The 24,355-nt window shown below is 54.1% G+C and carries 24 protein-coding genes and 2 tRNA genes; 15 read left to right on the top strand and 11 right to left on the bottom strand.

The window, feature by feature from the left end:
• Positions 1-408: 408 nt before the first annotated feature.
• Together PLD04_12400 and PLD04_12395 are read right to left on the bottom strand one after the other, a co-directional pair.
• Positions 409-480, bottom strand: a tRNA-Thr gene (locus tag PLD04_12400).
• Positions 481-557: 77 nt separating this feature from the next.
• Positions 558-2,279: a GAF domain-containing protein gene (locus tag PLD04_12395; GenBank protein HXK69133.1), complete on the bottom strand. Its 1,722-nt coding sequence runs from the start codon at positions 2,277-2,279 to the stop codon at positions 558-560.
• Positions 2,280-2,405: 126 nt separating this feature from the next.
• Between PLD04_12395 and PLD04_12390 the strand changes: the two genes are divergently transcribed.
• Positions 2,406-4,388, top strand: coding sequence for an oligopeptide transporter, OPT family (locus tag PLD04_12390; protein ID HXK69132.1), 1,983 nt, complete (start codon positions 2,406-2,408; stop codon positions 4,386-4,388).
• Here the strand turns inward: PLD04_12390 and PLD04_12385 are convergent.
• Positions 4,372-4,800, bottom strand: a complete 429-nt coding sequence (locus tag PLD04_12385; GenBank protein ID HXK69131.1) for a hypothetical protein — start codon at positions 4,798-4,800, stop codon at positions 4,372-4,374. The two genes, PLD04_12390 and PLD04_12385, sit on opposite strands and share 17 nt — an antisense overlap.
• An 80-nt stretch (positions 4,801-4,880) precedes the next feature.
• Between PLD04_12385 and PLD04_12380 the strand changes: the two genes are divergently transcribed.
• Positions 4,881-6,281, top strand: coding sequence for an undecaprenyl-phosphate glucose phosphotransferase (locus PLD04_12380; GenBank protein ID HXK69130.1), 1,401 nt, complete (start codon positions 4,881-4,883; stop codon positions 6,279-6,281).
• A gap of 38 nt (positions 6,282-6,319) precedes the next feature.
• Here PLD04_12380 and PLD04_12375 read toward each other — a convergent pair whose 3' ends face one another.
• Together PLD04_12375 and PLD04_12370 are read right to left on the bottom strand one after the other, a co-directional pair.
• A complete protein-coding gene (locus PLD04_12375; protein ID HXK69129.1) occupies positions 6,320-6,718 on the bottom strand; it encodes an RDD family protein in 399 nt (132 codons plus the stop codon).
• Positions 6,718-7,158, bottom strand: a complete 441-nt coding sequence (locus tag PLD04_12370) for a hypothetical protein (GenBank protein HXK69128.1) — start codon at positions 7,156-7,158, stop codon at positions 6,718-6,720. The genes PLD04_12375 and PLD04_12370 overlap by 1 nt, the downstream gene beginning before the upstream one ends.
• A gap of 108 nt (positions 7,159-7,266) precedes the next feature.
• Here PLD04_12370 and PLD04_12365 point away from each other — a divergent pair.
• The 3 genes from PLD04_12365 (at position 7,267) to PLD04_12355 (ending at position 8,715) form a co-directional block, all read left to right on the top strand.
• Positions 7,267-7,342: transfer RNA gene (locus tag PLD04_12365), tRNA-Gly, on the top strand.
• 22 nt (positions 7,343-7,364) lie between these two features.
• Entirely contained in the window at positions 7,365-7,904 is a 540-nt protein-coding gene (locus tag PLD04_12360) for a polymer-forming cytoskeletal protein (protein HXK69127.1), read from the top strand.
• A 25-nt stretch (positions 7,905-7,929) separates the two neighbouring features.
• Entirely contained in the window at positions 7,930-8,715 is a 786-nt protein-coding gene (locus PLD04_12355) for a lipoate--protein ligase family protein (protein ID HXK69126.1), read from the top strand.
• A 16-nt stretch (positions 8,716-8,731) separates the two neighbouring features.
• Here the strand turns inward: PLD04_12355 and PLD04_12350 are convergent, their stop codons facing one another.
• On the bottom strand, positions 8,732-9,934 hold the full coding sequence (locus tag PLD04_12350) for a pyridoxal phosphate-dependent aminotransferase (GenBank protein ID HXK69125.1): 1,203 nt from the start codon (positions 9,932-9,934) through the stop codon (positions 8,732-8,734).
• A 106-nt stretch (positions 9,935-10,040) separates the two neighbouring features.
• Between PLD04_12350 and ggt the strand changes: the two genes are divergently transcribed.
• The 10 genes from ggt (at position 10,041) to PLD04_12300 (ending at position 21,296) form a co-directional block, all read left to right on the top strand.
• Positions 10,041-11,681 (top strand): gamma-glutamyltransferase, encoded by a 1,641-nt coding sequence (gene ggt / locus PLD04_12345; protein HXK69124.1) that lies wholly within the window; start codon positions 10,041-10,043, stop codon positions 11,679-11,681.
• Between the two features lie 73 nt (positions 11,682-11,754).
• Positions 11,755-13,128 carry an aminotransferase class V-fold PLP-dependent enzyme gene (locus PLD04_12340; protein ID HXK69123.1) on the top strand — a complete coding sequence of 458 codons (1,374 nt, stop codon included), beginning with the start codon at positions 11,755-11,757 and terminating at the stop codon, positions 13,126-13,128.
• Between the two features lie 10 nt (positions 13,129-13,138).
• Positions 13,139-14,161, top strand: coding sequence for a homoserine dehydrogenase (locus tag PLD04_12335; protein HXK69122.1), 1,023 nt, complete (start codon positions 13,139-13,141; stop codon positions 14,159-14,161).
• The gene (locus PLD04_12330) at positions 14,158-15,579 is read left to right on the top strand and encodes an aldehyde dehydrogenase family protein (GenBank protein HXK69121.1); all 1,422 of its coding nucleotides are present in this window, start codon (positions 14,158-14,160) and stop codon (positions 15,577-15,579) included. Before PLD04_12335 ends, PLD04_12330 begins: the two co-directional genes overlap by 4 nt.
• 4 nt (positions 15,580-15,583) lie before the next feature.
• Entirely contained in the window at positions 15,584-16,837 is a 1,254-nt protein-coding gene (locus PLD04_12325; GenBank protein ID HXK69120.1) for a hypothetical protein, read from the top strand.
• Positions 16,838-16,930: 93 nt separating this feature from the next.
• On the top strand, positions 16,931-17,317 hold the full coding sequence (locus tag PLD04_12320) for a hypothetical protein (protein HXK69119.1): 387 nt from the start codon (positions 16,931-16,933) through the stop codon (positions 17,315-17,317).
• A 27-nt stretch (positions 17,318-17,344) separates the two neighbouring features.
• Entirely contained in the window at positions 17,345-18,808 is a 1,464-nt protein-coding gene (locus tag PLD04_12315) for an ABC transporter substrate-binding protein (protein ID HXK69118.1), read from the top strand.
• Positions 18,792-19,325, top strand: coding sequence for a class IV adenylate cyclase (cyaB, locus tag PLD04_12310; protein HXK69117.1), 534 nt, complete (start codon positions 18,792-18,794; stop codon positions 19,323-19,325). Before PLD04_12315 ends, cyaB begins: the two co-directional genes overlap by 17 nt.
• Positions 19,322-20,248: an NDP-sugar synthase gene (locus tag PLD04_12305; GenBank protein HXK69116.1), complete on the top strand. Its 927-nt coding sequence runs from the start codon at positions 19,322-19,324 to the stop codon at positions 20,246-20,248. Before cyaB ends, PLD04_12305 begins: the two co-directional genes overlap by 4 nt.
• A gap of 1 nt (position 20,249) precedes the next feature.
• Positions 20,250-21,296 (top strand): NAD(P)/FAD-dependent oxidoreductase, encoded by a 1,047-nt coding sequence (locus PLD04_12300; GenBank protein ID HXK69115.1) that lies wholly within the window; start codon positions 20,250-20,252, stop codon positions 21,294-21,296.
• Positions 21,297-21,300: 4 nt separating this feature from the next.
• Here PLD04_12300 and trmD read toward each other — a convergent pair whose 3' ends face one another.
• Genes trmD through ffh form a run of 5 tightly spaced genes read right to left on the bottom strand, consistent with a single transcriptional unit; the run spans position 21,301 to position 24,353 of the window.
• Positions 21,301-22,050 (bottom strand): tRNA (guanosine(37)-N1)-methyltransferase TrmD, encoded by a 750-nt coding sequence (gene trmD / locus PLD04_12295; protein ID HXK69114.1) that lies wholly within the window; start codon positions 22,048-22,050, stop codon positions 21,301-21,303.
• Positions 22,040-22,570 carry a ribosome maturation factor RimM gene (gene rimM, locus PLD04_12290; GenBank protein ID HXK69113.1) on the bottom strand — a complete coding sequence of 177 codons (531 nt, stop codon included), beginning with the start codon at positions 22,568-22,570 and terminating at the stop codon, positions 22,040-22,042. The genes trmD and rimM overlap by 11 nt, the downstream gene beginning before the upstream one ends.
• A complete protein-coding gene (locus PLD04_12285; GenBank protein ID HXK69112.1) occupies positions 22,563-22,793 on the bottom strand; it encodes a KH domain-containing protein in 231 nt (76 codons plus the stop codon). The genes rimM and PLD04_12285 overlap by 8 nt, the downstream gene beginning before the upstream one ends.
• Entirely contained in the window at positions 22,777-23,025 is a 249-nt protein-coding gene (gene rpsP, locus PLD04_12280) for a 30S ribosomal protein S16 (protein HXK69111.1), read from the bottom strand. Before rpsP ends, PLD04_12285 begins: the two co-directional genes overlap by 17 nt.
• A 32-nt stretch (positions 23,026-23,057) precedes the next feature.
• Entirely contained in the window at positions 23,058-24,353 is a 1,296-nt protein-coding gene (ffh, locus tag PLD04_12275; protein HXK69110.1) for a signal recognition particle protein, read from the bottom strand.
• Positions 24,354-24,355 lie beyond the last annotated feature (2 nt).

Below are 24,355 nucleotides of genomic sequence, written 5' to 3'. Positions count from 1 at the left end.
ATGGAATGAGATAGTGATTGAGCCCTGGAAAAACAGAGCCGACGGGCGGACTTGACGCGAGTGTACCCCAGATAGCCCTCTATGGAGCGCAAGGACGCCCACTCAGAAACTATCGATTGGTTGAATGGAATGAGATAGTGATTGAGCCCTGGAAAAACAGAGCCGACGGGCGGACTTGACGCGAGTGTACCCCAGATAGCCCTCTATGGAGCGCAAGGACGCCCACTCAGAAACTATCGATTGGTTGAATGGAATGAGATAGTGATTGAGCCCTGGAAAAACAGAGCCGACGGGCGGACTTGACGCGAGTGTACCCCAGATAGCCCTCTATGGAGCGCAAGGACGCCCACTCAGAAACTATCGATTGGTTGAATGGAATGAGATAGTGATTGAGCCCTGGAAAAACAGAGCCGACGGGCGGACTTGAACCGCCAACCTGCTGATTACGAATCAGCTGCTCTACCGTTGAGCTACGTCGGCACCGGAGGCATATCTTACATGATTCCCAGGGGATTCGCAAGATTGGAACCACGTTATTTTGTAAGGGATGGGTAAGGCTAGAATGACTGATGAGGCCGAGGGTCATCCGCTCCGGAAATTTGAGGAAGATGATCCAGAAAAACCCTGACAACATCAGGATCGAATTGCGTTTCCGTGCACATATGCAGCTGTTCTATGGCTTCATTGTGGCTCAGTGCTTCCCGATAGGGACGCTTTGATGTCATGGCGTCCCAGGCATCCACGACTGTGATAATTCTGGATGCCAGAGGAATCTGATTTCCTTTTAAGCCCTCTGGATACCCGGAACCATCCATCCATTCGTGATGGGACTGAATCCACGGAGCGACAAATTCCTTAAAGATGGGTACTTTTGCCACCATCTGGCTGCCCACCCTTGGATGTTCATTAATGGCTCGCCTCTCCTCCACCGTCAACGATGCCGGTTTGAGAAGAATTTCGCGTGGAATGTAGATTTTTCCAACGTCGTGAAACTCTGCGGCGACTCTGAGATTAAGGATCTGATCGGTAGTGAACCCCATCGCCTCGGCAATGGGAAGCACCAGGGAGGAGACTCGGTCACTGTGCCCGGACAGGAAGGGAAATGTCGCTTCCAGGAAATCGGAAAAGAGATGAAGTGTTCCCATGTAGGCCGCCTGGAGTTCATCGTAATAGCGGTCCCGTTCCCGCCGATGAAGGGCGTTTCGAATGGCGACCGAAAGCTGATTCGCAACGGAGGTGAGGACCTGAAGGTCCCGTTCCCCGAAGGCCGCAGGTCTGGCGCTTTCCACATTCAGGACGCCAAGAATGCTCTCTTCCTCGCCGTGGATGGGTATGGCGACTTCGGAACGGATTCCCGGACGCACGGCGATATAGGATTCATGGAGGGACACATCTGGAATGTTGATGGTTTTTCCTTCCGCTGCGACCTTACCGATAACTCCTTCTCCCATACGGATAATCCCTGGAATCTCGTTCTGCTCTTTTTCATATCCGACCTGGGCAAGAACTTCGAGAGAGTCATCCGGTCCTCTAAGGGTGAGGATCAGGAAGTCATAACCCAGATTATCCCGAATCACTCTCAGCACTCCCCGCGCGGCCGTACGGATATCGACTTCATCCATGAGAATGCGCTCAATTTCGTAAAGAGTTTCGGAATTTCTCAGGAGAGCCTGTTCTTCCCGAAAAAGTTTGGTCCGGTCGATGGCAAGCGCAATGAGGGATCCCAGATGATCGATAAACTCCATTTCGCGACTTGAAAAGAGTCGTTCGGAGAAAAGACCTACCGGCATGACACCCACAATCTTGCCCTGGGTTTTCAGGGCCGTGAAATAAAAGGATTTCAGGTGTCCATTCCTGCGTGTTGGTTCCAGGGCGCTGTTATGGCCGGACAGGTTGGAGATAAAGAGGCTTTTCCCCGTCTGGCCAACCTTACCCACGATTGCCTGACCGAGCTGGAACTTACGGATAGCCTCCGCATAATCTTCATGGATTCCTCTTGCACAGGAAAGGGTGAGGACTCCCTGTTCCTCATCAGTGAGATAGATGGCACCGGCATCAAAGGAGAGAACCTGGAGAATGGTCTGCAGTCCGGTCTGGAGTATGGCTTCCAGGTGAAAAGAGCGATTGACCTTGTTGGCGAGGGATAGAAAGGCTTCCAGCTGGCGGTCGGTACCAATGGATCCATGCTTTGTATTTTCCTGGAGCCATGTCAGGCAGGCCTGTCGTTCCTTATCGCTAAGGCTTTCCAGGACCGTATAGAATTCGGTCAATCGTATCAAAGCGCCCTCCACAGGTATCGTATCACATCCCCAATCACCGCTTCAAGGAGAAAGATCGTTCCATAGTATGAACCCTGAATGGACGACCATGGTATCCTACTTCGAGCATTCCAATCGGGAGGTCGAATGAGCACAACAAAGCAACTGCCGGAAAATGCCTACAGAGAACTGAAACCCGGAGAAGTTTATCAGCCGATCATTTCCCCGGATACCCACATTCCCGAGGTAACTCCCAGGTCCATTGCTTTTGGAATCGCCATGACGGTTCTCTTCTCGGCTGCTGCGGCCTATATCGCCCTCAAGCTGGGGCAGGGAATTGAAACGGCCATACCGATTTCCATTCTGGCCGTGGGATTTTCCGCCATGCTGAAACGTCACAGTACCCTTCTCGAAAACGTCAATATTCTCGCCATCGGCGCCACTTCCGGAATCATTGTCGGGGGTTCGGTCTTTGTCATGCCGGCCATTTTCATCCTGGGACTTGAAAGCTCATCGACCCTGGCAACCTTCACTCAGATCTTCCTAGTACCCTTCCTGGGCGCGGTCCTGGGTGTCCTCTTCCTGATTCCCTTTCGCCGCTATTTCGTAGCGGAGATGCATGGCAAACTGCCCTTCCCGGAAGCCACCGCCACAACCGAGATTCTCGTTTCGGGTGAGCAGGGAGGAAAGCAGGCTCGAGTTCTTCTCTACTCCCTGGGGATTGGTATTATTCTGGATTACCTTGCCCTGGGCCTGAAAGCCTGGAGCGACACGTTCACGACTTCCCTGGTTCCGGCACTTCATACCGTGACGGATAAGATTAAATTTGTCTTTGCCCTGAACACATCTGCGGCAATTCTGGGACTCGGTTACATCATCGGCGTACGCTATGCCTCCATTATCATGGGAGGGTCTTTTCTATCCTATGCGGTCCTCATCCCTCTCTTTGCTCACCTGAACCCGTCTTATGCGGCAATGGATGCGGAGACAATCTTCTTTGATTACGTCCGCTACATCGGGATCGGTGGAATCTTTGCCGCGGGGTTCATCTCCATTTTGAAAATGTCGCCCACGATTCTCCAGGCGACCCGTCAGATGGCGGGCCAGCTATCACGGTTACGGGCCTCCGATAAGGATGGAGAGACCGTTCGGACCGAACGGGATATTCCGATGTCCTCCGTCCTCTTCCTGGGATTCGGTGTGGCACTCCTCACATTTCTCTATTTTCGATTTTCCGTCCTCACCTCCATGACGCATGCGACCACTCTCGCCCTGATCTCCCTCGGGCTGACCATTGTTGTCTCTTTTCTCTTTTCCTCCGTATCCGCCTGGGCCGTAGCCATGATTTCCATCACACCCATTTCCGGAATGACGCTCACGACGTTGATTATTTCCGCCGTGTTGCTTTCCGCTCTGGGGTTGACCGGGACCTCCGGAATGCTGGGGACCCTACTCATCGGAGGCGTCGTCTGCACCGCTCTGTCCATGGCGGGATCACTGGTCACTCAGTTCAAGATCGGCTACTGGCTGGGGGCCACTCCCCGTCAGATTCAGTGGAGTAATATCGCGGCCTCGGCCATCTCTTCCGTGACTGTAACCGCAGTGATCATCCTCTTTGCGAAGGTCTACGGTTACATTCCCGGCCCAGAGCATCCGGCTGCCCTCGCTGCTCCACAGGCCAACGCCATGGCAGCCGTCATCAAGAGCGTCATGTCGGAAGGAGCACCATGGGCATTATATGGACTGGGAGCCGTGATCGCCATTATTATCGAAATGCTCGGTATTTCCGGCCTCGCCTTTGCCCTTGGGATGTACCTTCCCATCGAGCTGAACAGTCCCCTTTTACTGGGTGCCATTGCAGCCTGGATGGTTCAAAGATCTACACGGAATGAGGCTCTTTCCAAGCTTCGTAATGATAAAGGAATTCTGATTGCCTCCGGGCTGATTGCTGGAGGTGCGCTCGCAGGCGTCTTTGATGGGATTGTCAAGATGGCGGAAGACCGCTTTGGATTTTCCTTTCCATCCTTTTCTCCTGCTGCGGGATTGGCCAACTGGCTCGGGCTTGGAGTCTTCCTTCTGCTGGCGGTTGGAGTAATCTACGATTGCGTGAGGGTCAGGTCAGAAGATTGATTTCCAGGCCCATACGTTTGACCCACATGGCTTCCACCGCATTACGGTTGGCGTAAATTCTGTAGTTGTTCGATCCCTCTTCAGTCGGAGTCACATAAAATCCCGATGCTGCTTTGGAGATATCGGGATTCGTCATAACGCCGATCACTTCTTCACCGTCCTTGAATTTAACCCGAACCTTTTCTCCGGAAGCAAAGGTCTGCGTTTCGCGTCTTTTCTTCGGGTGTCCCTGACGGAGTCCCTCGAGGGAGTGAACATAGAAGACTGCCTTCACCTTTCCCAGGTCAACGAAATGGATATTATTCTGTAAATCCTGAAAATCCATCATCAAATCGCCGGGTGCAATGAAAGGGCCAAAACCTTTTAGCATTGTGCCATCCAGAAATTTGACGACCATCTGGTGGTCAAACATAAGTCTATGGTATCACAGTTTTTTCAACAACCCTTCCGGTAACGGTTACGGAATGACGTGCGTAGATGTACAATAGAAGAGTGAATCACAGAAAGGGCACAACCGTCGCGTTTCTACTCCTGCTTGGAGATGCCGTCTGCGTCTCCCTGTCGATCATCGCTGCCTACGGGTTCCGGTTTCATACCGGGTTTCTCCCTGTGGACAAAGGGATTCCGGGAGTGCGTCCCTATCTGGCACTCATTCCCTTTCTCATCGTGATTATCCCGACGATCTTTTCCATCCAGGGGCTTTACCAGACTCGCGGAAGAAAAACTCGACCTGAAGAGCTTATCAAGATATTCCTTTCTGCAGCGCTGGCGCAGTTAATCCTCATGGCCATCATGCTGTTTTATCGGGAATTCAGTTATTCGCGCGTATACCTGATTGTCCACTTTGTCATCATGCTTTTCCTTCTCATTACCTGGCGGTTCTCCTTTCGGGCCGTGTCCCACTCCCTTCACAGGCGGGGTCGATTCCTGGAACGGATCCTGATCGTGGGAGCGGGTTCTCTCGGGGAACAGGTCGTAGAGAAGATTTGCCAGCATCGGGAGCTGGGATTTGTCGTCGTTGGCTTTCTCGATGACGATTCGGGGAAACAGACCCATACCTTTATGGGAGTCCGGGTACTGGGCAACACGGAAACCTTGATTCCTGCCGTACAGGAGCTGAATGTTGACTCCGTCTACATCGCGCTACCCCTGAGAGCGCGGAAAAAAATCTTTCACATTGTCAAGGAACTGGAAGATCTCTACGTAGAGGTGCGTCTGATTCCCGATGTCGTTCAATTGATGGCCCTTCAGGCTGCCGTGGAAGATCTGGACGGCATCCCTGTGGTTCATCTCAATGCTGTCCCTCTGGAGGGTTGGTCCTCAGTCGTGAAACGGGCCATGGACCTTTCCATTGCGGTTGCGGCTATCGTTCTTCTTTCCCCTGCCTGGCTCTGCATTGCTCTTCTGATCAAGCGCGAAGACGGGGGTCCCGTCTATTTCAAGCAGGAAAGAATGGGCCTGGATGGGAAGCGGTTTCTGATGTGGAAATTCAGATCGATGAAAATGGACGCCGAGAACACCTCGGGACCGGTATTTGCAAGAAAGGACGATCCCCGCCGGACGAGGATCGGGAGTTTCCTGCGAAGAACCAGCCTCGATGAATTGCCTCAGTTAATAAATGTGATTCGTGGACAGATGAGCATTGTGGGCCCACGGCCTGAGAGACCGGAATTTGTTGAGAAATTCCGAAAGCAATTTCCTTCCTACATGGTTCGTCACCGGGTGCGCTGCGGGATTACCGGATGGGCTCAGGTCAACGGATATCGAGGTCAGACCAGCATCAAGAAAAGGCTCGAACTGGATCTCTACTACATTCAGAACTGGAGTATCGGTTTAGATCTTAAAATCATCTGGCGTACCTTTAAATCGGGGCTCTGGAAAAACGCCTATTAACCTTCATTCTCCACACTCCCTGAGATTTCGGCGTCGAATCATTCCTCCATAAAGACGGAACCGGCGAGGATGTCTCCGAGCCTGCGTTTTTGCTGAATTAATAGCCGATAGGCTTCGTATAGGTTCAGAAGTGGCAGAAGGAGAAATCCATTCCGTACGATACTCTGGGTGATGGTGATCGATTTCCCTCGATCTCCCAGAACTCGAATTCCAAACGCACGTTTTCCCGGACTTCCATACCAGTCACGAAGGAGAAAGGTTACGACGGCAATACCGAGCCAGATTCTCCAGAATACATAGGTGACTGTCGTACTGGCGGGTGCTACCGCCTGAAAGAGCAGGGTAAGAAGATATCCGAAGGCCAGGGCCACGACCAGGAGAAGCAGGGCGTCCGTTACAGTGGCTGCCGCCCGGAGATAGTTCAGCTGTCGGTCCATTAGTTATGGCGGGATTCTTTTGGTTGTGCCACTTTCTCGATGGCCCGCTTGCCACCGTATTTCAGGACAATATAGTCGTCTTCTTCATCGGCGACGGATGCAACGACGGACATGGAAACTTTCAGGACGTCCGGAGTAAGCTGACGTGCCAGTACGGCGTGGGAGTAAAAGATATCTCTCCCGACAAGGCTGAACGCTCCCACGGGAATCTTGTAATTCAGAAAGAGAAGATGTTCCATTAAGTCCTGGGTCGGATTGACATCCTGGACTACGAAGGCCATGATCTCCACAAGCTTTTCATCGCCAAACGGCAGAGGGGATATTTTTACAACCGTGGAACCATAGAAGACAACATAGGCTTCTTCTTCCGCATCGTACGCGATGCTGTCTCCGATGAAATCCTTCAGGTATCCTTCAATCTTCTTTAACAACGTTTCCATAGCGCCTCCCCACCTAGAATGCCAGAAAGTCAACCGGAAGGCAAGAAGATCTTTTCCGGCTTCCGGAGTGTTGACAGGTCCCACCTGCCATACTATAGTAACTCTGACGCGGGCATAACTCAGCTGGTAGAGTATGAGCTTCCCAAGCTCAGAGTCGCGGGTTCGATTCCCGTTGCCCGCTCCATATTCTTTCCGGGAGATCAACTATGGGCCTTTTCGGCAAAGAAACAAAAGAACCCGTGCCCCAGCGGCTGACCCCCAACCAGTCTCCACAGCCGGCGGCAAAACTGACTGCAAAATCGGGAGCCCATATCGGGCCCCAGACCCATGTTGAAGGAACGCTGTCGACCCGTGATGATCTGACGATCACGGGCTCGTTTCAGGGGGAAGTCCTGTCCGATGCTACCGTCTTTGTGGAAGAGGGCGGAGAAGTCAAAGCGGGGATCAAAGCCCGCCGCATCGTTATTTCCGGCAAAGTCAAAGGAAAGATGGAAGCCGTAGACGCTGTCGAGCTGAAGCCCCAGGGTGTGCTGGAGGGTGACATCCGCTCTCCCCAGGTCATCATCGCCGAAGGCGCTCTCTTTCGAGGTTCCGTGGATATGAAAGTAACCGACAAGAAAGAGGACAAGCCCAAAACTGCCGAAAAAGATCGCCCTTTAGAGAAAGAACCGGCGGAGGAAAAACCGGCCGAAGAGAAAGAGCCGAACAAGGACTCCAAATCTTCGGGAAAACACCACAAGGGCTGATCCTTACCTTTCTGCCCATCTTTATTTGTCACATCATCCTGGATATTTTCTGATCCACGATCACCCGCTTCCCGGCCATCGAAACATGGCCTGGGATGTTGTTCTCCGTGAATTCACGCGGGAAAGCGGGCGGCCCGTACTCCGGTTCTATACCTGGAATCCTCCGGCTTTATCCCTGGGGCATGCGCAGCAGGCCGATGAAACGGTGGACTGGGATTTCTGTTCAAAGGAAGGGATCGATGTCGTACGACGTCCAACGGGCGGACGGGGGGTTCTTCACCATAGAGAGCTCACCTATTGCCTGACGGGAATCCTGGGACAGGATCCCTTTCCGCGTCGATTTCAGGATGCTTACACTCTGATCTGCCGGGCTCTTGTGCGGGGATTTCAGGATATGAAGATCCCGGCGACGCTGTGGGAGACTGGTGAAGTCCAACCTCATTCGCCCAGGATCCCTTCCCCCTGTTTCACGCTTCCCAGCCCGGGAGAAATCGCGGTGGACGGACGAAAGATCGTCGGTTCGGCCATGGCGGTCCGTCAGGGTGCTTTCCTCCAGCATGGGAGCATCCTGGTCGGATTTGACGAACGTCTGCAGCGGGGCGTTACAAAATTCCCCTTCCATGCCAGCGTTTCGACGGTATCTGAAGTCCATCCCAGACTGAACAGCCATGACCTTATCGTCCCCCTGACAAAAGCATTGGAGGCGACGCTGCACCTGTCTTTTCAACGTGACAATGGGCCGACTGATCTCGAAATGAAGGTCCGGGAGATCGAAGAGTCGTTTCGGGTGAAGCCGGGAACAGCCTCTTAGATCTAAACGATTCCGTTCAGAGGTTCCGCTCGGTCCGGTACTGTTTTAATCCTTCCTCCAATACCTTCATGGCCCTCCGGATACTCTCCACGTTGAGAACATAGGCCAGCCGGATTTCATCCTCCCCGAGTCCCGGCGTGGCATAAAATCCGTTACCGGGAGCCACCATAACCGTCTCATGGTTAAGGTCATAGTCGGTCAGGAGCCATCTCGCAAAGTCATCGGCATCGGGGATGGGCAGCTTGGCCAGCATATAGAAGGCCCCTCTGGGTTTCTTGAGGACGAGGCCTTCGATGGACTGACAGGCTTCATACATGGCATCTCTGCGGCGCTGATACTCTTCCCGGATAGGATCAAAGTAGGCAGGGTCCATTCGATAGGCGGCCACGGCGGCCACCTGTTCCACCGTCTGCGGGCAAAGACGGGCCTGGGCAAACCTGGTGATCGACTCGATAACCTTCGGGTTTCGGCATACAAGACAACCGATCCTTGCGCCGCAGGCAGAAAAACGCTTGGAAATGGAGTCGGCGACAATCGTTCGATCTTCAAGGCCCGGAAGTTCCAGGATGCTCATGTGGGTCTGGCCGTCGTAGGCAAACTCTTTGTAGACTTCATCCCCGATCAGGAAAAGATTGTGCCTCCGGACAAGTTCGGCCACCCCGGCAAGTTCTTCCGGAGTATAGATCGTGCCGGTCGGGTTGTTCGGGGAGCATAGAAGAATCGCCCGGGTCCGGGAGGTGATCTTTGCTTCGATCTCACTCATGGGAGGAAGATGAAATCCCTCTTCTGCCTTCGTGGTGACCGGAACGATCTTGACCTGGGCGAAGGTGGCAAATCCGTTGTAATTGGTATAGAAGGGCTCGGGAATGATGATTTCATCCCCGACGTCCGCCACCGCGCAGAAGGCGAAATGGATGGCCTCGCTCCCCGCGATGGTGACAAGAACCTCCTCCGTCTTGATGGGAATGCCGTACCTCTGGAAGTACTTTGCAATTTCAATTCTGAGATCGAGCAGCCCCTCGGAATGGCCGTAGCTGATGACCTTGTGATCAAAGGTCTGAATCGCCCGGACCATTGGCTCCGGTGTAGGAATATCCGGTTGCCCGATATTCAGATGGTAGACGGTCTTTCCCTGTTTCTTAGCCGCGTCGGCCAGAGGGACGAGCCGGCGGATCGGGGACGCCTGGATGGTTTGAGCTCTCTCGGAAATCGATACCATGATACCTCCTCCCAAAGGCACGACATTTCATGGCGGAAAACCCTCCGCTCCCCACCATGGTAGATGGGGAACCCTGCCCTGTCAACCTCTGAGGTACAATGGATTCATGGGTATCCGGTTCCAATTCGTAACCGTTCTTTTCATCCTTTTACATGCACTGCCTCTCCCCGCCTATCAGATTGCCACGGCCGACCCGCTTGCGACGCAGGTGGGTGCCAACATCCTGGACCAGGGAGGGAACGCCTGTGACGCGGCCATAGCCACGGCCCTGGCCCTTGCCGTAACCTATCCCCAGGCCGGGAATCTTGGAGGAGGGGGGTTCGCTCTGGTTTTTCTGCCCCAGGGTCCGCAGTTTATCGATTTTCGGGAACAGGCCCCGAGAATGTCCACTTCCACGATGTTCCTGGATCGAGAAGGAAATCCCGTTCCCGGTATGAGCCTGGAGGGCGGGGCGGCTTCAGGGGTTCCCGGCACGCCGGCCGGCCTGGAAGAACTTCACAGAATGTGCGGAACCCTGCCATGGTCCACCCTTGTTGCACCGGCCATCAGCCTCGCAAAGGATGGATTCCCCATTTCCCGTGGCCTGGCAGAGGATTTCAGGGAATCGTGGCCTCTACTGTCGAAATTCGAAGCTTCAGCCCGGACCTTTGGAAAGGACGGTGGTCCACTGGAGGAAGGAACCCTCCTCGTCCAGCCGCTCCTCTCCCAAACGCTTACCGCAATTCGGAATGGAGGTGCTTCCGCCTTTTACAGCGGTCCCATATCCGCCTCCATTGTGAAAGAAACGAAGCGTCATGGCGGCATCTTGTCTCTGGAAGACCTCGCATCCTACCGGGTGATCCTCCGGCAGCCGGAACATTTCACCTTCCGGGGTTATGACATATACAGTGCGCCCCTGCCTTCTTCGGGGGGCCTCTGCCTGAGAAGAATTCTGCAATCAATGGAGTGGATGGCTCCCCAGGCCCACAATCAAAATCCTGAACCATACTGGCGTCTCTTCATTCGGGCCTGCCAGCTGGCTTATCGGGACCGGGCCAGGTTCATGGGTGACAGGGATTTTGTGGAAGTTCCCCTGGACGCTCTGCGTGATCGGGACCGGTTCCTCGATGAACTCCTGTCCCTGGATCCCATGAAGGCCCACCCCTGGGACTGTTTTTCGGACCAGGTCATTCCCGTAGAGAGTCCGGACACTACCCATCTTTCCATTCTCGATGATTCCGGTTTGGCCGTCTCCATGACCACCACGTTGAATGGAACTTTTGGAAGCGGCGTCATGACGGCGGGATTTCTTCTGAATAATGAAATGGACGACTTTTCCGTTAAGCCGGGGACGCCCAATCTGTACGGTCTGGTAGGCGGTCGAGCCAATGCCGTGGAGCCGGGGAAGCGGCCGCTGTCTTCCATGAGTCCTACCATTGTGGCTACGGGATCCAGGGTTCACTATGTCGTGGGAACTCCGGGAGGCTCCCGGATCATCACCACCGTGGCGCAGATTCTTCTTCACCTCCTCGATGGAGGGATGGAGCTTTCCGAAGCGATAAAAGCGCCGCGAATTCACCACCAGGGTCTTCCGGATCAGGTCGAACTGGAGGAAGGCATTTCGAATCTCCTGGAAAAATCAATGACCATGGCCGGATATCGGATTCTGACGGGGGATACCTGGTGCAATGCGCAGGCTGTCTCCTCCGATGGAGAGGCGGCGAGCGATCCGAGGGGGTACGGACTGGCCCTTTCACGGAAACCCTGATTCCTGCCCTTTCACTTTCGAAGCGCCTCGTTTATACTGGCACCATAACTCCATATTGAAAGGGGGCTAGGTTATGGATCAGTCCATGTCGGCCGGTGTGAACCGCTATGTAGAGGAGGCGAAGGTATACCTCGAGCGACGACAGGCATACCGGAACAAGGTGAGATCGTTGAAATTCGACACCATTGCGGTCCATGGGATGTACTCTGTAGAAGAAGCATTTCGGGGTGGTCAGGGCGGTATTATCGAGCCCATCATGCCGTCCACATCGCAGGCCTACCGGGATTCGGACGAGATGGAGGCCGGCCTTGCCTATCTCATTCCGACATGGTGCTACTCGAGAATTCATAATCCAACCACCTATTACCTTGAAGAGACGCTTGCCCTCCTGGAAACCTACCGCTGTGATGCGAATGCTTCCGCGCTCTGCACCTCATCCGGCATGGCGGCCATCAAGCAGGCCGCGGAACCCTTCCTGGACCTGAGCCTTGGGGGAGGGGGAAAGGTCAACTTCGTATCCGCAGCCCAGGTGTACGGCGGAACCTTTCAGCTGTTCAACCTCCGGATGCGGGAACGGAATGCGGAGGTCCGCTGGGTTACGGAACCCTGGGAGATGAAGGAGTGGGAATCCCTGATCGACGAAAACACCCGTTTTCTTTACGCAGAGATGCCCTCCAACCCCCAGCAGGCCTGCTTTGACGTCCAGACCGTCGCCGACCTGGCCCACTCCCACGGCATTCCCCTCATCGTGGATGGAACGATTGCCACTCCTGCCCTGATGCGTCCCATCCAGTACGGGGCTGATATTGTGGTCCACTCATTGACCAAAACCGCCGGAAGCGGCGGAGGCACAATCGGCGGAGCCGTCATTGCCCGCCACAACCTGACTAGCCGCCATCTCCCGGATGAGATCAAGGCAGATTTTGCAACCTGGCTGAAGCTGTGGCCCTTCCGGGATTCAGGCCCATGCATGTCTCCCTATTCCGCCTTTTTCCTTCTGAATGAAATGCGCACACTTAGAATTCGGATGGAATGGTTTTCCGCCAACACCATGAAAGTAGCCCGATTCCTGGACAACCATCCGAAGATTGAGGGAGTCGATTATCTCGGACTTTCCAATCACCCTCTTCACGGCCTTGCGTCCCGGTATATGCAGATGGCGGATTCCGACGCAGCGGCCTTTGGCCATCTGATGTCATTCCGAATCAAAGGGTCAGCTCAGGATACAAGAAACGTCTTCGACCGGTTTAATCATATCTGGAGAGCGACGGATCTGGGACGGGTCAAGTCGGTTGCAACCATTCCTGCCATATCGACGCACCAGCAGCAGGGAGAAGAAGGCCGCAAGCTTGCCGGGATCCCATTCAACCTTATCCGTCTCTGCGTGGGAGGAGAACACCCGGACGACGTGGTTGCAGATCTGGAACAGGCACTATCCATACTTTAGGAGGTTTTTCATGAAGGCATTGTTTATTGGCTTTGGGACAGTAGGCCAGGGACTCGCAGAGCTCCTGGTCGAAAAGGAACAGACACTCCGGGAATGCCATGGCCTGGAGGTCAAAGTAGTCGGAATCGCCGACATGCAGAAGGGCACGATCTACGATCCGGGAGGAATCGACCTGACAAAGGCACTCGATGCTGTTAAGGCCGGGACCAACCTGGAAGGAGCCGCGGGACCCAAATTTGAAGGGGACGTCCTGACCCTGATCCGTCAGGCCGACGCGGATGTCATGCTGGAAGCCACCTACACCGACATCAAGACCGGAGAACCGGCTACGGGTCATGTTCGTGCAGCACTCGAGCGAGGGATGCATGTCGTTACATCCAACAAGGGCCCCCTGGCACTCCATTACCGGGAACTTGCAGAACTGGCCCGGAACCATGGCGTAAAGTTTCTCTTCGAAGGAACCGTCATGAGCGGAACACCACTGCTGAACCTGATCCGGGAGACCCTGGCAGGGACAAAAATCACGGAAATCAAGGGAATCCTGAACGGAACCACCAATTACATCCTGACCCGCATGGAAGAAGGCCTCTCGTATGAAGATGCACTGAAAAAGGCCCAGGAGCTCGGATACGCGGAAGCCGTGCCCGATGCCGATGTTCTTGGATGGGACGCCCTTGCCAAGGTCACAATCCTGGCGAATGTCGTCTTTGGTGCAAAGCTGAAACCCTTCGACAATCCCTGCGAGGGCATCACCGGGATTACCGCGGACATGATCCGGGATGCAAAGGGAAAGGGAAAACGCTACAAGCTCATCGGACGGATCTGGCGGGATGGAGACCATGTCAAAGCTTCGGTCGCCCCTATGCAGATGGACCTTGCCCATCCCCTGGCAGGTGTCATGGGAGCCACCAACGCGGCTACCATCACCACCGACTCCCTTTCTGACGTGACCGTTGTGGGCCCCGGTGCCGGACGCAAGGAAACCGGGTACAGTATGCTGATTGACCTGATCCACGCAGGAGGTTGCCGATGAAAATGCTTTTGGGTGACACATGGGTAGATCGGGACAAAACGATTGATGTCATCGATCCTTTTGATTCCAGCATCATCGACACCATTCCCCGGGCTACCCCGGCGGATGTTGAAACAGCCCTGGGGCATGCCGTTCGCGGGTATGAGACGGCCCGAAAGATGACCGTGTACGATCGGGCGACAATTCTCTTTAAAACGGCCGCGATCGTCAGGGAACGCCTGGACGACTTTGCTACCACAATTGCCCGGGAAGGTTCCAAAACAATCCGCGAGGCACGAAAGGAAGCCTCTCGGTGCGTCAACACTCTCACGGCCAGCGCGGAGGAAGCCAAGCGCATCCTGGGAGAGACAATCCCCTTTGATTCCTTTCCGGGCGGAGAGAAACGTCGAGGTTTTTACTATCGATTCCCCATCGGAATTATCGCCGCCATCACTCCCTTCAACGATCCTCTGAACCTCGTGGCCCACAAGCTGGGACCTGCCATTGCCGCTGGAAACTCCGTTGTATTGAAGCCTGCCACGGTAACTCCCCTTTCAGCCCTTAAGCTTGCCGAAGCCTTTATGGAAGCCGGCCTCCCCGGGGGTGTTCTCCAGGTCCTTACCGGATTCGGAGGGGAAATTGGAGACCCTCTTGTCCAGGATGAGCGGGTCCGAATGATTTCCTTTACGGGCGGTGTGGAGGCCGGAAAGCGTATCGCATCCCTTGCCGGCATCAAAAAGATAGGAATGGAACTGGGTTCCAATTCGCCCGTGATTGTCTGGAAGGACACCAACCTGGAAATGGCGGTCGAATCCTGTGTTTCCGGCGCCTTCTGGGCTGCCGGCCAGAACTGCATCGGGGTCCAGAGAATTTACATTCATTCGGACATTTACGAACCCTTCAAAACCCGGTTCGCTGAACTGACACGGGCCTACAAAATCGGGGACAAGATGAAGGAAGAGACGGATATGGGGCCCATGATTACCGAGGGAGAAGCCAAACGGGTGGAGCGCTGGGTCGGAGAAGCCGTGAATCAGGGAGCCAGGGTCCTTGCAGGAGGGAAACGGACCGGAGCCCTCATGGAGCCCACCGTGCTGGAACATGTTCCCGAAACCGCCACGATCCACAGGGAAGAGGTCTTCGGCCCCGCGGTCAACCTCTATCCGGTATCCAACCTGGACGAGGCCATTGAAAAATCCAACAGTCTCCCCTACGGGCTTCACGCGGCCGTCTTCACCTCCAACGTCGATATCGCTTTTAAGGCCGCCTACGGCCTTGATTGCGGCGGTGTAATGGTGAATGATTCCACCGACTATCGCCTTGACTCCATGCCCTTTGGCGGCATCAAATATTCGGGTCTGGGGCGCGAGGGATTGAAGTTTTCGCTCCAGGAGATGACAGAACCGAAGGTTATCTGCTTCTACCTTCCAGACATGTAGAGAGATGCCCTTTACCTTCACCTGCCCGCACTGCAAGACGTCTCATTCGATTCCGTCCGAACACGTGCCGGAACAGGGGGCGTGGGGCAGGTGTCATCAATGTAAGGGTCGAATCTTTGTCAACAATCAGGGGGCCTTCCGGGAACCACCGGAGGCCCCCCTGGCATCTTCTCCGCAACAACCCTCTCCTCCCGTTCAACAGGCGGAACCCCCGGCCCCGGAAGGAAACTATCTTCTCCATACTCCGGGCGGCCCGCCGTTATCCCTGACTGCCGATGGCGTCCGTCAGCGGATCCGCGCTCGTCGGGCCTACCCCTGGGATCAGATTTCCGAGGATGGAATCAATTTTCACCCCCTGAACGAAGATGAATCCTTCAAAGATCTTTTCAGCCGTTTCACGATCGTTACGAGTAAACACTGTGTTAATCACCATGACAAGGTGGCCGTATCGACCTGTATTCAATGCAGCCGCGGGTACTGCGCGGCCTGCTCAACTCCGAAGCAGGTTGCTCACAGAGAGGTGATACAGTGTCCCGCCTGCTGGGCCACCATGGAAAAAGCCGATCTTCGATGGCTGGAAAAACCATTCTGGAAACAGCTGGATCGAGTCTTTCTTTATCCCGTTGAAGGAATGTCGTGGGTCACCACCCTGGGTGTGGGGATTCTTTTCTGGTTCGGAAAGGCCTTTATTCCTTTTTCTTATGTGTTCTACCTTCTGGGATTTGCATATGTCGTCCATGTGATCTCGACCAGCTCAAGCGGGAAAAAGGCCATGGATTCCGGACCGGATTATGAACTGGGGGACCTGATTTCTCGCGGTCTCATTGGAGTCGTCGTCACACTGGCCATCTGGATCCCGATCGTTCTAATCAATTTTTTCTTTCTAAGCAATCTTCTCAAGCTGGGCCCCCCCGGTTTTTTCATGATAATTCTTGCAAATATTCCCCTGGTGATTGCCGGCATTCTCTATTACCCCATGGCCCTGGGAATGGTGGCCGTGTGGGACAACAAATGGATTGCCTTCCGTCCTGACTTTGTCGTGGAGCATATCCTCAAGATCAAGCTGGATTACACTGCCGTTCTTGTCGCCATGATCATTACCTGGGTTATATCGGCGCTTGCCAACTTTGTCCTGGGTTTCATTCCCATCCTTGGAGGCATGGTTGCCGGGATCATTACATCCTATTTCACGATCGCCTGGGCGTACTGTCTGGGTTGGACCCTGTACCTGAACGAGAGCAAACTGGGCTGGGATTAACCCGCCATTCACGATCTCTTGGGAATCCAAAGCAATAACGTTATAATGGTGCGCGCTCAAGGCCTGCTCAGGGCTCTGAGACGAGGAGTGAACATGGAACGAATACAGACCATCGCCATTCAGGCTCCGTCCCGGCCGGGGGTCCTCGGGGAAATTTTCCGATCCATGACTCAGGCAGGGGTGGGTCTGCGAGCCCTGCTGGCCTCGGACGGCGGTCATTCCGGAATCGTACACCTGGTTCCCGAGGATGTGGATACAGCAAAGGAGATCCTGAACAACCTTACCTTCCCTTACTCCATTGAGGAAGCATTCTTTATCCCCCTGTGCGGTTCGGAGAAGATGAAGGATCTGCTCCACACCCTTGCCCTGGCCCGGATTAATATCACTTCGATCTTCACAACAGATTTCAACACCGTTATCTTTGCCACCGATGCGATGGATAAAACAGAAAAGCTTGTTCGGGAGAACCTATCTCTCTAAAGCCCGTATACAGTGACAGGAGGCGCCATGAAGAGGTTTATGTTATGTCTTGCGCTCATGCTTGGAGCGCTTTGCGCTTTTTCAGAAAGCACAGTAAGGATCGGCATTGTAAGTGACATAAGTTCAATCGATCCTCACGTGGCTCTGGATACCATCTCCAGTGCCGTTCTGTACAATGTCTTTGAAAACCTTGTGAGCTTCAAGGACGATTCACTGGACATCGTGCCGAGTCTAGCCGCTTCGTGGAAACATTCGGAAGACTGGAAAACGTGGACCTATGATCTTCGAAAAGACGTTAAGTTTCACGACGGGACTCCCCTGACGGCGGACGTCGTGGTCGCGTCCTTTAAGGATGTGCCCAATTTTGTGGCGACGATTCGAAAAACCGGCGAAATGTCAGTGGAGTTCACCCTTCCGAGCGGAGATGCCCACTTCAACGACTTTCTTGCGCAGCCCTATTACGCCATTTCGCTTCCCAGCCTGAAAGCGACGGGAAAACCCTACGGCACAGGGCCGTATATCTTTAAGTCCTGGGAAAAGGGCAAGCGTCTGACGATTGAAGCGAACCCTTCATGGTGGAAAGGTCGCGTCAAGGTAGACCAGATGATCTTTATCGTTTACCCCAACCAGGATGCCCTCATTAACGGCCTGATCGCCAGGGAAATCGACCTGGCTGAATGGCTTACGAGTGATGCCGTATTGAAGCTTCGCCAGTATCCCTTCCTCTATATCGAGACTAAGCTTGGATCCAACACCGCCTTTCTCAGCATGAATATCCTTAAGGCTCCCTTATCCAATATACGAGTCCGGGAGGCGATCGCCCATGCCATCAATGTCGTGGATATGGCCCGCAAATTCTTTCCCGGGGCTTCGGGCGCGCCGGCAACGACGGCCATTCCTCCAACCCTGTTTAAAACGATGGTCAAGCCCACTCCCTATGATCCCGGCCTCGCGAAGCGCATGATCGAACAGTCGGGAGTCGATGTATCCAAGCCGATTCGCCTCCTTGAGTCCTGGGCCCCCCGTCCCTACATGCCCGATCCCCACGGTATCGCCATGGAGATTAAGAAGTATCTCGAGGATGTCGGATTAAAGGTCACAGTCCAATCCGACCCTGACAACTATTTCCCACGAATTCGCGGGGGTGATATCGACATGGCCCTGAACGGTTGGATTGCGGACAATGGGGATCCCGTGGAGTTTCTCGCGGCGAATTTCCATACGGATTCCATCGGGCATAACAACGTATCCCGCTTTTCCAATAAGGAATTTGATCAGATTGTTTCCCGCGCCAGGGTGCAGGAAGGGTACGAACTCAAGATCTCCCTGACCAAGGCACTGGAAATTTTCCGAAGAGAATCGCCCTCCGTGCCCCTGTTCTGGGGAGCACAGAGTGCCGTCTGGAATACGAGGATCAAAGGATATTCCGTTCATCCGTCGAGCCAGATGTTTCTCTGGAACATCTCGGTAGAAAATGGCGCTGGAAAGTGAAGTCAAGTTCAGCGTTAACAACGCAGTCAAACTGAGACTGACTCTGGAGGCCCAGGGAGCAAGCCTCCATCGGGAACGAAATTTTGAAGACAACATTCTCTTTGACGATGCGGAGGGGAAGCTTGTGTCCCGCGACATGGTACTTCGCTTACGCAGGTGTGGAAACAGGGTAACCGTCACGGTAAAGAGTCATCCTCGTGTCGAAGAGGGAATGAAGCTGCGGGAAGAACTTGAAGTCAGCGTGAACGATTTTGACGAAATGCTGAATATCCTTCAATCTCTGGGGTATCAGCCATCTTTCCGGTATCAGAAATACAGAACCGAATGGATCTTCGACGAATTGACCCTCTGCCTCGATGAAACTCCAATCGGAACTTTTCTTGAAATCGAAGGTCCCTCGGAACAGGTCTACGCTGCTGCCGGACGCCTGGGTCTTGATACCCGGACTGCTGTAACGCTTTCCTATGTCGCATTGTTCCGACTGACGCAGAAAACTGGCGACATGATCTTCGCATGATTTCTCTGATTCTTTCCGCAGGCCTGGGAACGAGGCTCAGGCCCCTGACGGATAACCTTCCCAAACCATGCCTTCCAATTGCAAACCGCCCCATTATCCTCCGTATTATGGACACCCTGCGGAGGTCGGGTGTCATTCAATTTGGTGTAAACCTCCACTACCTTCCCGACCTTGTTGAACGTACCGTCAATCGAAGCGTGTACCGATCCTCGACTACCTTTGCCAGAGAACCGGAAATCCTTGGTACCGGAGGGGGAATTGCCAATCTATGGCGAACCATGAAACCGTCGGTGACCTATTTGATGACCGTAAATGGAGACAGTATCGCCTTTCCTCTGAACCCTGAAGAGATGTTGTCGACGATGAACCGGGCCGGTGCCGATGTCGTTTTATTATGCGTGCCCTATGTCAGAGGAACGACGGCGCTGACCTTTGGAAATGATGGTTTGCTCAAAGGTGTCTCTAAAGAAAACCATGGCTGGACCTATACGGGTATTCAGATCTTATCGACGGAATGGATCAACCATTTCCCCGAAGGTTGTTCCCGTCTCTTTGAGGATATCTACCTGCCTGCGGTCCGGGAAGGCAGGATTCGGGTTGTACTTCACCCCTTTCACGGGTTCTGGCGCGAAGCCGGAACACCGCTTCAGTATCTACAAGCCAATCTGGATCTCCTGGAGAACCAGGGCCGTCGTGCAGTTCCACCCGGTACGATGTACGATCCTTCCCGGAATACCCTGATCCCCAGGGGAACTTACATGGGACCCGATGTCGAGTTGCACCATGTCATTCTCGGTCGGGGGGTCTATCTCGAACCTCCAATCCGAATGGATCGAACGATCGTCCTTCCGGGAGTTCGCGTGGCTTCCGGTACCTATCAGGATGAAATCCTGACTCCCCGGGGAAATCTCTCCGTTTTATAAAATGGCAACCATAGCGGTCATCGGAGGCGGCGTTTCCGGTCTGATCTGTGCGGGTCGTCTGGCGGGATGGGATCACGATGTTACTCTCTTTGAACGCGGATCATCTCCGGGTATCCGATCGGTCTGTGGCGGGGCCTTCGCGACGGAGATCCTCTCAAAATATGAAATCAATGCACCCCATATCCCCGTAAGCAGGGCCATTCTGGAGACATTTACGGGTGAACCCCTTATCGAGATGGAGCCGGTCCCTCTTGTGTTAACTCGTCGGGAAATTCTGGATCAATCTCTTGCGGCCTGGGCAGTATCAAGGGGTGTATCCTTACGAACCTCCTCCACGGTAACAGGATGTGATGAAACAGAGAATCGGGTCCACATCCGTGTAAGAAATGCAATTCATGAAGCAGAGTACGCTGTCTTTGCCGATGGGCCCCGGACCATGGCACCTGGAATCGGCTATCAACCCGGTCCCGCGACAGCCCTGGCCCTCACATGGAGGGTGGAAGCCGAAGATTCCGCAGGGGATGCGACTTTTTTTGTCGATCCCTCTATCCTTCCTTCGGGATACGGCTGGGTTTTCAGCCTGGATCACATGGTCAATGCGGGAATCGGCTGCCTGTATCGACATCTACCCGGGATAAAGCTGAAGGAAATCCTCAATCAATATCTTCTCCATCGATATAAACACTGTTCAATTCAGAGCCGCCGTGCTGGACTTATCCCTACCATGATGCCCTCCCGGTTGGCAACGAACCGGATTGCCGTGGTGGGAGACGCTGCCGGAATGGTAAACCCGGTGACAGGAGGCGGGATTTACTTTGCCGCCAGGGGTGCAGAACTTCTGGCAAGGGCGATTCATCGATCCGCCCAAACGGGCCGTCCCCTTGTTTCCACCTATTATCGAAACCTTCGCATCTCCCCGGCTTTTTTTGCTCTCTATCTTCTTCAGAAGGCCTATACCGCCCTCTCCCGCATTCCTTCCGACCGCTTGCTGGAACACTATTTCAGGCTCAGTGCGCTCTCAGTGAACAAACTTCTTAACCGAGTCTGAATATTTATAACCCGGGGCTCTCTTCGTTCAAGGTTTCCAGAAATTCTCTATCTTCTTCAGTCAGACGGGCAGTAAGAAGCAGGTCGGGCCTTCGCCTCAGCGTCCTTACTACAGACTGCCTTCGTCGCCACCGCGCAATGGCTGCCGAATCTCCGGAACGGAGAACCTCGGGAACCCGGATCTCCATGACCTCTTCCGGCCGCGTATAGTGAGGACAGTCCAGGAGTCCCGAAGTGAAGGAATCTTCATCGATGGAATCGCGGTTCCCGACAACATCGGGAATGAGTCGAAGAATGCCCTCCAGGAGAACCATGGCAGGAAGCTCTCCTCCACCCAGAACGTAATCTCCAATAGAGATTTCCTCCTGAACCAGGCCCAGCTCGACGACCCTCTCGTCGATTCCTTCGTACCGTCCGCAGAGGAAGGTGAGCCAATCTTTTTGAGCCAGCCGCTCCAGAATGGGTTGCGTCAGGGGCGTACCCTGCGGCGTCATGAGAAGGACGTAGGGTGTGTTTGTTCTGGGTCCCACATTTCGAACATGTTCCAGGGCACGGATGACCGGAGGGGCGGCAATGACCATCCCCGGACCACCTCCGTAAGGCAGATCGTCCACCTGCCTGGAACGATCGTCGGCAAAGTCCCGGAGATCATGGATATGAAGGTCGACAAGACCCCGTTCCCGAGCTTTTCCTGCCAGAGAATAGTCCATGGGTTGAAACATCCCTGGAAAGATCGTCAGGACATCAATTCTCATCGGCAGTTTCCTGGCGGCTCAGAAGACCCGGAATGGGATGGACGATAATCTTTTCATTCCGGTGCACTTCAACGAAGTCTGCTACGAAGGGAACCAGAACTTCACTTCCATCCTCCCTGGTGATCTGAAGGATGATCTGTGTACCCTGTTCAAATCCTGTAACCTTCCCTACATATTCCCCGCCCGGGAGGATCACGGAAAGATCGAGCAATTCATGGTAGTAGAAAAAATCATCGCCGGTCTCCCATCGTTCCTCTTCCGGAACGTACAGTTCCCACCCACGAAGAGCTTCGGCAGTATCGCGGTCCTCAACCTCCGAGAGTGTGAGAAGAACAAATGTCTTGTGGAAACGGACGTTTTTTATCCCACGGACAACAAAAGCCCCACCTTCCGGCGGGGCAAGCATAATTGTCTGGAGATGCTGAAAGCGTTCAGGAAAATCCGTGATAATCTCTGCCCTTACCTCCCCGCGGATTCCGTGGGGTTTCAGGATTCTCCCTACGAGGTACGGCTTATTCAATGATTTGAAGAACGTATCTCTTGTTAATCTTCATACCGGCCGCATTCAGGATCGTACGCAGGGCTCGGGCCGTGCGCCCCTGCTTTCCGATGACCTTCCCCAGGTCTTCTTTGGCAACCTTCAATTCCAGCACGGTTGTCTGCTCCCCTTCAAGCTCGTTCACTTCCACATCATCAGGCTTGTCAACCAGAAGCTTTACGATCTGTTCAATGAGCTGCCTCATGCCCAAACCTCCTTATGAGGGAAGCGACGGTATCGGAGACCATCGCACCCTTGGATTTCCACTCGGCGATTTTCTCCATGTCCAGTGTAACCTCGGGGGGATTCTTCCCCGGATCATAGGTCCCAACGACATTGAGGTAAGCACCCACTTTTCGATTGCGGGAATCGGTCACGACCACTCGGTAGCAGGGCCGGTGCTTGGAGCCCACGCGTTTCAGACGAATAATAACCATAAGACCTCCTACAGATGAGAGCGAACAGTATATCAGAAAACGAGATTCTTGCCAAACCTGCGCATCATATCTTTCATCTGGCGATACTGCTTGATCAATCGATTGATATCCTGAACGGTGGTTCCGGATCCGGAGGCAATGCGGCGCTTCCGGGATGCGTTGAGAATGTCGGGACGCTCGCGCTCCAATGGGGTCATCGAATCGATGATGGCTTCCACCCTCACCATGGCCCGGTCGTCCAGATTGGCATTCTTGAGTGCCTTGAAGGGACCGCCCACAGGCAGGGAACCAAGAATATCGGAAAGAGAACCCATCTTTTTAATCATCTTCAACTGCTTTTTCACGTCCTCCAGGGTAAACTGCTGTTTTTTCAACCGTCGGGCCATCTCTTCGGCTTCATCCTCTTCAATGGCGGATTCAGCCCTTTCAATGAGAGAGAGGGTATCCCCCATCCCGAGGATTCGACCGGTGAGCCGTATCGGATCGAAAGTTTCAAAATCCGTGGGTTTTTCACCCACTCCCATAAACTTGACAGGAACACCGGTAACGGAACGCACGGAGAGAGCCGCTCCCCCGCGTGCGTCTCCATCCATTTTGGTAAGGATAATTCCTGTGAGCGGGACGGTCCGATGGAATTCTCCCGCACTCCGGACGGCATCCTGCCCGGTCATCGCGTCGGCCACATAGAGGACTTCATGGGGGTGAACACGGTTCACCAGATCCACCAGTTCGGACATCATCTCAGGATCAACATGGAGCCGCCCGGCGGTATCGTAAATGACGACATCATAGGCCATGGTTTTTGCGTGCTTCAGCGTTCGATCCGCAAGCTCACCGACGTTATCGACCCTTGTGTCCCATACATCCACCTGAATCCCTCGGGCCAGCGTAATCAACTGTTCCCTGGCGGCGGGACGGCGAATGTCTGCGGGAACGAGGAAGACCCGCTTCCCCTGACGCTTCAAAGAAAAGGCAAGCTTGGCACAGGTTGTCGTTTTTCCCGATCCCTGAAGGCCTGCCAGGAGAAGGACGGTCGGCTGTCCCTTGAGAACAAGCGGAGCCTGCTCTCCCAGGGTCTGGATCATCTCATCCCGGACAATCTTGATGATCTGCTGGGCCGGGGTGAGGCTTTTCAGAACGGATTCCCCAACGGCCTGTAGGCGAATCCGTTCCATGAGGTCCTTCACGACGGAGAAATGGATATCTGCACCCAGAAGGACCATACGGAGCTCTTTGAGCCCCTTATCCACCTGGAATTCGGAGAGATGGCCTTCCCCGTGCAGGGTGCGAAAGACTTTCTGCAACTTTTCCGTTAACTGGTCAAACATGG

Source organism: Thermoanaerobaculia bacterium, from assembly GCA_035593605.1.
Lineage (GTDB): Bacteria > Acidobacteriota > Thermoanaerobaculia > UBA2201 > DAOSWS01 > DAOSWS01.
This window is presented reverse-complemented; position numbering and strand designations above follow the sequence as displayed.

What these genes read in the sequence shown, in the direction of transcription:
- cyaB (HXK69117.1), top strand. Translation starts at nt 18,792, where the DNA reads ATGGCGCTGGAAAGTGAAGTCAAGTTCAGCGTTAACAACGCAGTCAAA.
- PLD04_12300 (HXK69115.1), top strand. Translation starts at nt 20,250, where the DNA reads ATGGCAACCATAGCGGTCATCGGAGGCGGCGTTTCCGGTCTGATCTGT.
- PLD04_12375 (HXK69129.1), bottom strand. Translation starts at nt 6,718, where the DNA reads ATGGACCGACAGCTGAACTATCTCCGGGCGGCAGCCACTGTAACGGAC.
- PLD04_12330 (HXK69121.1), top strand. Translation starts at nt 14,158, where the DNA reads ATGAAAATGCTTTTGGGTGACACATGGGTAGATCGGGACAAAACGATT.
- PLD04_12350 (HXK69125.1), bottom strand. Translation starts at nt 9,934, where the DNA reads ATGGTATCGATTTCCGAGAGAGCTCAAACCATCCAGGCGTCCCCGATC.
- PLD04_12340 (HXK69123.1), top strand. Translation starts at nt 11,755, where the DNA reads ATGGATCAGTCCATGTCGGCCGGTGTGAACCGCTATGTAGAGGAGGCG.
- PLD04_12285 (HXK69112.1), bottom strand. Translation starts at nt 22,793, where the DNA reads ATGAGGCAGCTCATTGAACAGATCGTAAAGCTTCTGGTTGACAAGCCT.
- PLD04_12335 (HXK69122.1), top strand. Translation starts at nt 13,139, where the DNA reads ATGAAGGCATTGTTTATTGGCTTTGGGACAGTAGGCCAGGGACTCGCA.
- trmD (HXK69114.1), bottom strand. Translation starts at nt 22,050, where the DNA reads ATGAGAATTGATGTCCTGACGATCTTTCCAGGGATGTTTCAACCCATG.
- PLD04_12370 (HXK69128.1), bottom strand. Translation starts at nt 7,158, where the DNA reads ATGGAAACGTTGTTAAAGAAGATTGAAGGATACCTGAAGGATTTCATC.
- ggt (HXK69124.1), top strand. Translation starts at nt 10,041, where the DNA reads ATGGGTATCCGGTTCCAATTCGTAACCGTTCTTTTCATCCTTTTACAT.
- PLD04_12305 (HXK69116.1), top strand. Translation starts at nt 19,322, where the DNA reads ATGATTTCTCTGATTCTTTCCGCAGGCCTGGGAACGAGGCTCAGGCCC.
- rpsP (HXK69111.1), bottom strand. Translation starts at nt 23,025, where the DNA reads ATGGTTATTATTCGTCTGAAACGCGTGGGCTCCAAGCACCGGCCCTGC.
- PLD04_12325 (HXK69120.1), top strand. Translation starts at nt 15,584, where the DNA reads ATGCCCTTTACCTTCACCTGCCCGCACTGCAAGACGTCTCATTCGATT.
- PLD04_12360 (HXK69127.1), top strand. Translation starts at nt 7,365, where the DNA reads ATGGGCCTTTTCGGCAAAGAAACAAAAGAACCCGTGCCCCAGCGGCTG.
- PLD04_12315 (HXK69118.1), top strand. Translation starts at nt 17,345, where the DNA reads ATGAAGAGGTTTATGTTATGTCTTGCGCTCATGCTTGGAGCGCTTTGC.
- ffh (HXK69110.1), bottom strand. Translation starts at nt 24,353, where the DNA reads ATGTTTGACCAGTTAACGGAAAAGTTGCAGAAAGTCTTTCGCACCCTG.
- PLD04_12385 (HXK69131.1), bottom strand. Translation starts at nt 4,800, where the DNA reads ATGTTTGACCACCAGATGGTCGTCAAATTTCTGGATGGCACAATGCTA.
- PLD04_12390 (HXK69132.1), top strand. Translation starts at nt 2,406, where the DNA reads ATGAGCACAACAAAGCAACTGCCGGAAAATGCCTACAGAGAACTGAAA.
- PLD04_12320 (HXK69119.1), top strand. Translation starts at nt 16,931, where the DNA reads ATGGAACGAATACAGACCATCGCCATTCAGGCTCCGTCCCGGCCGGGG.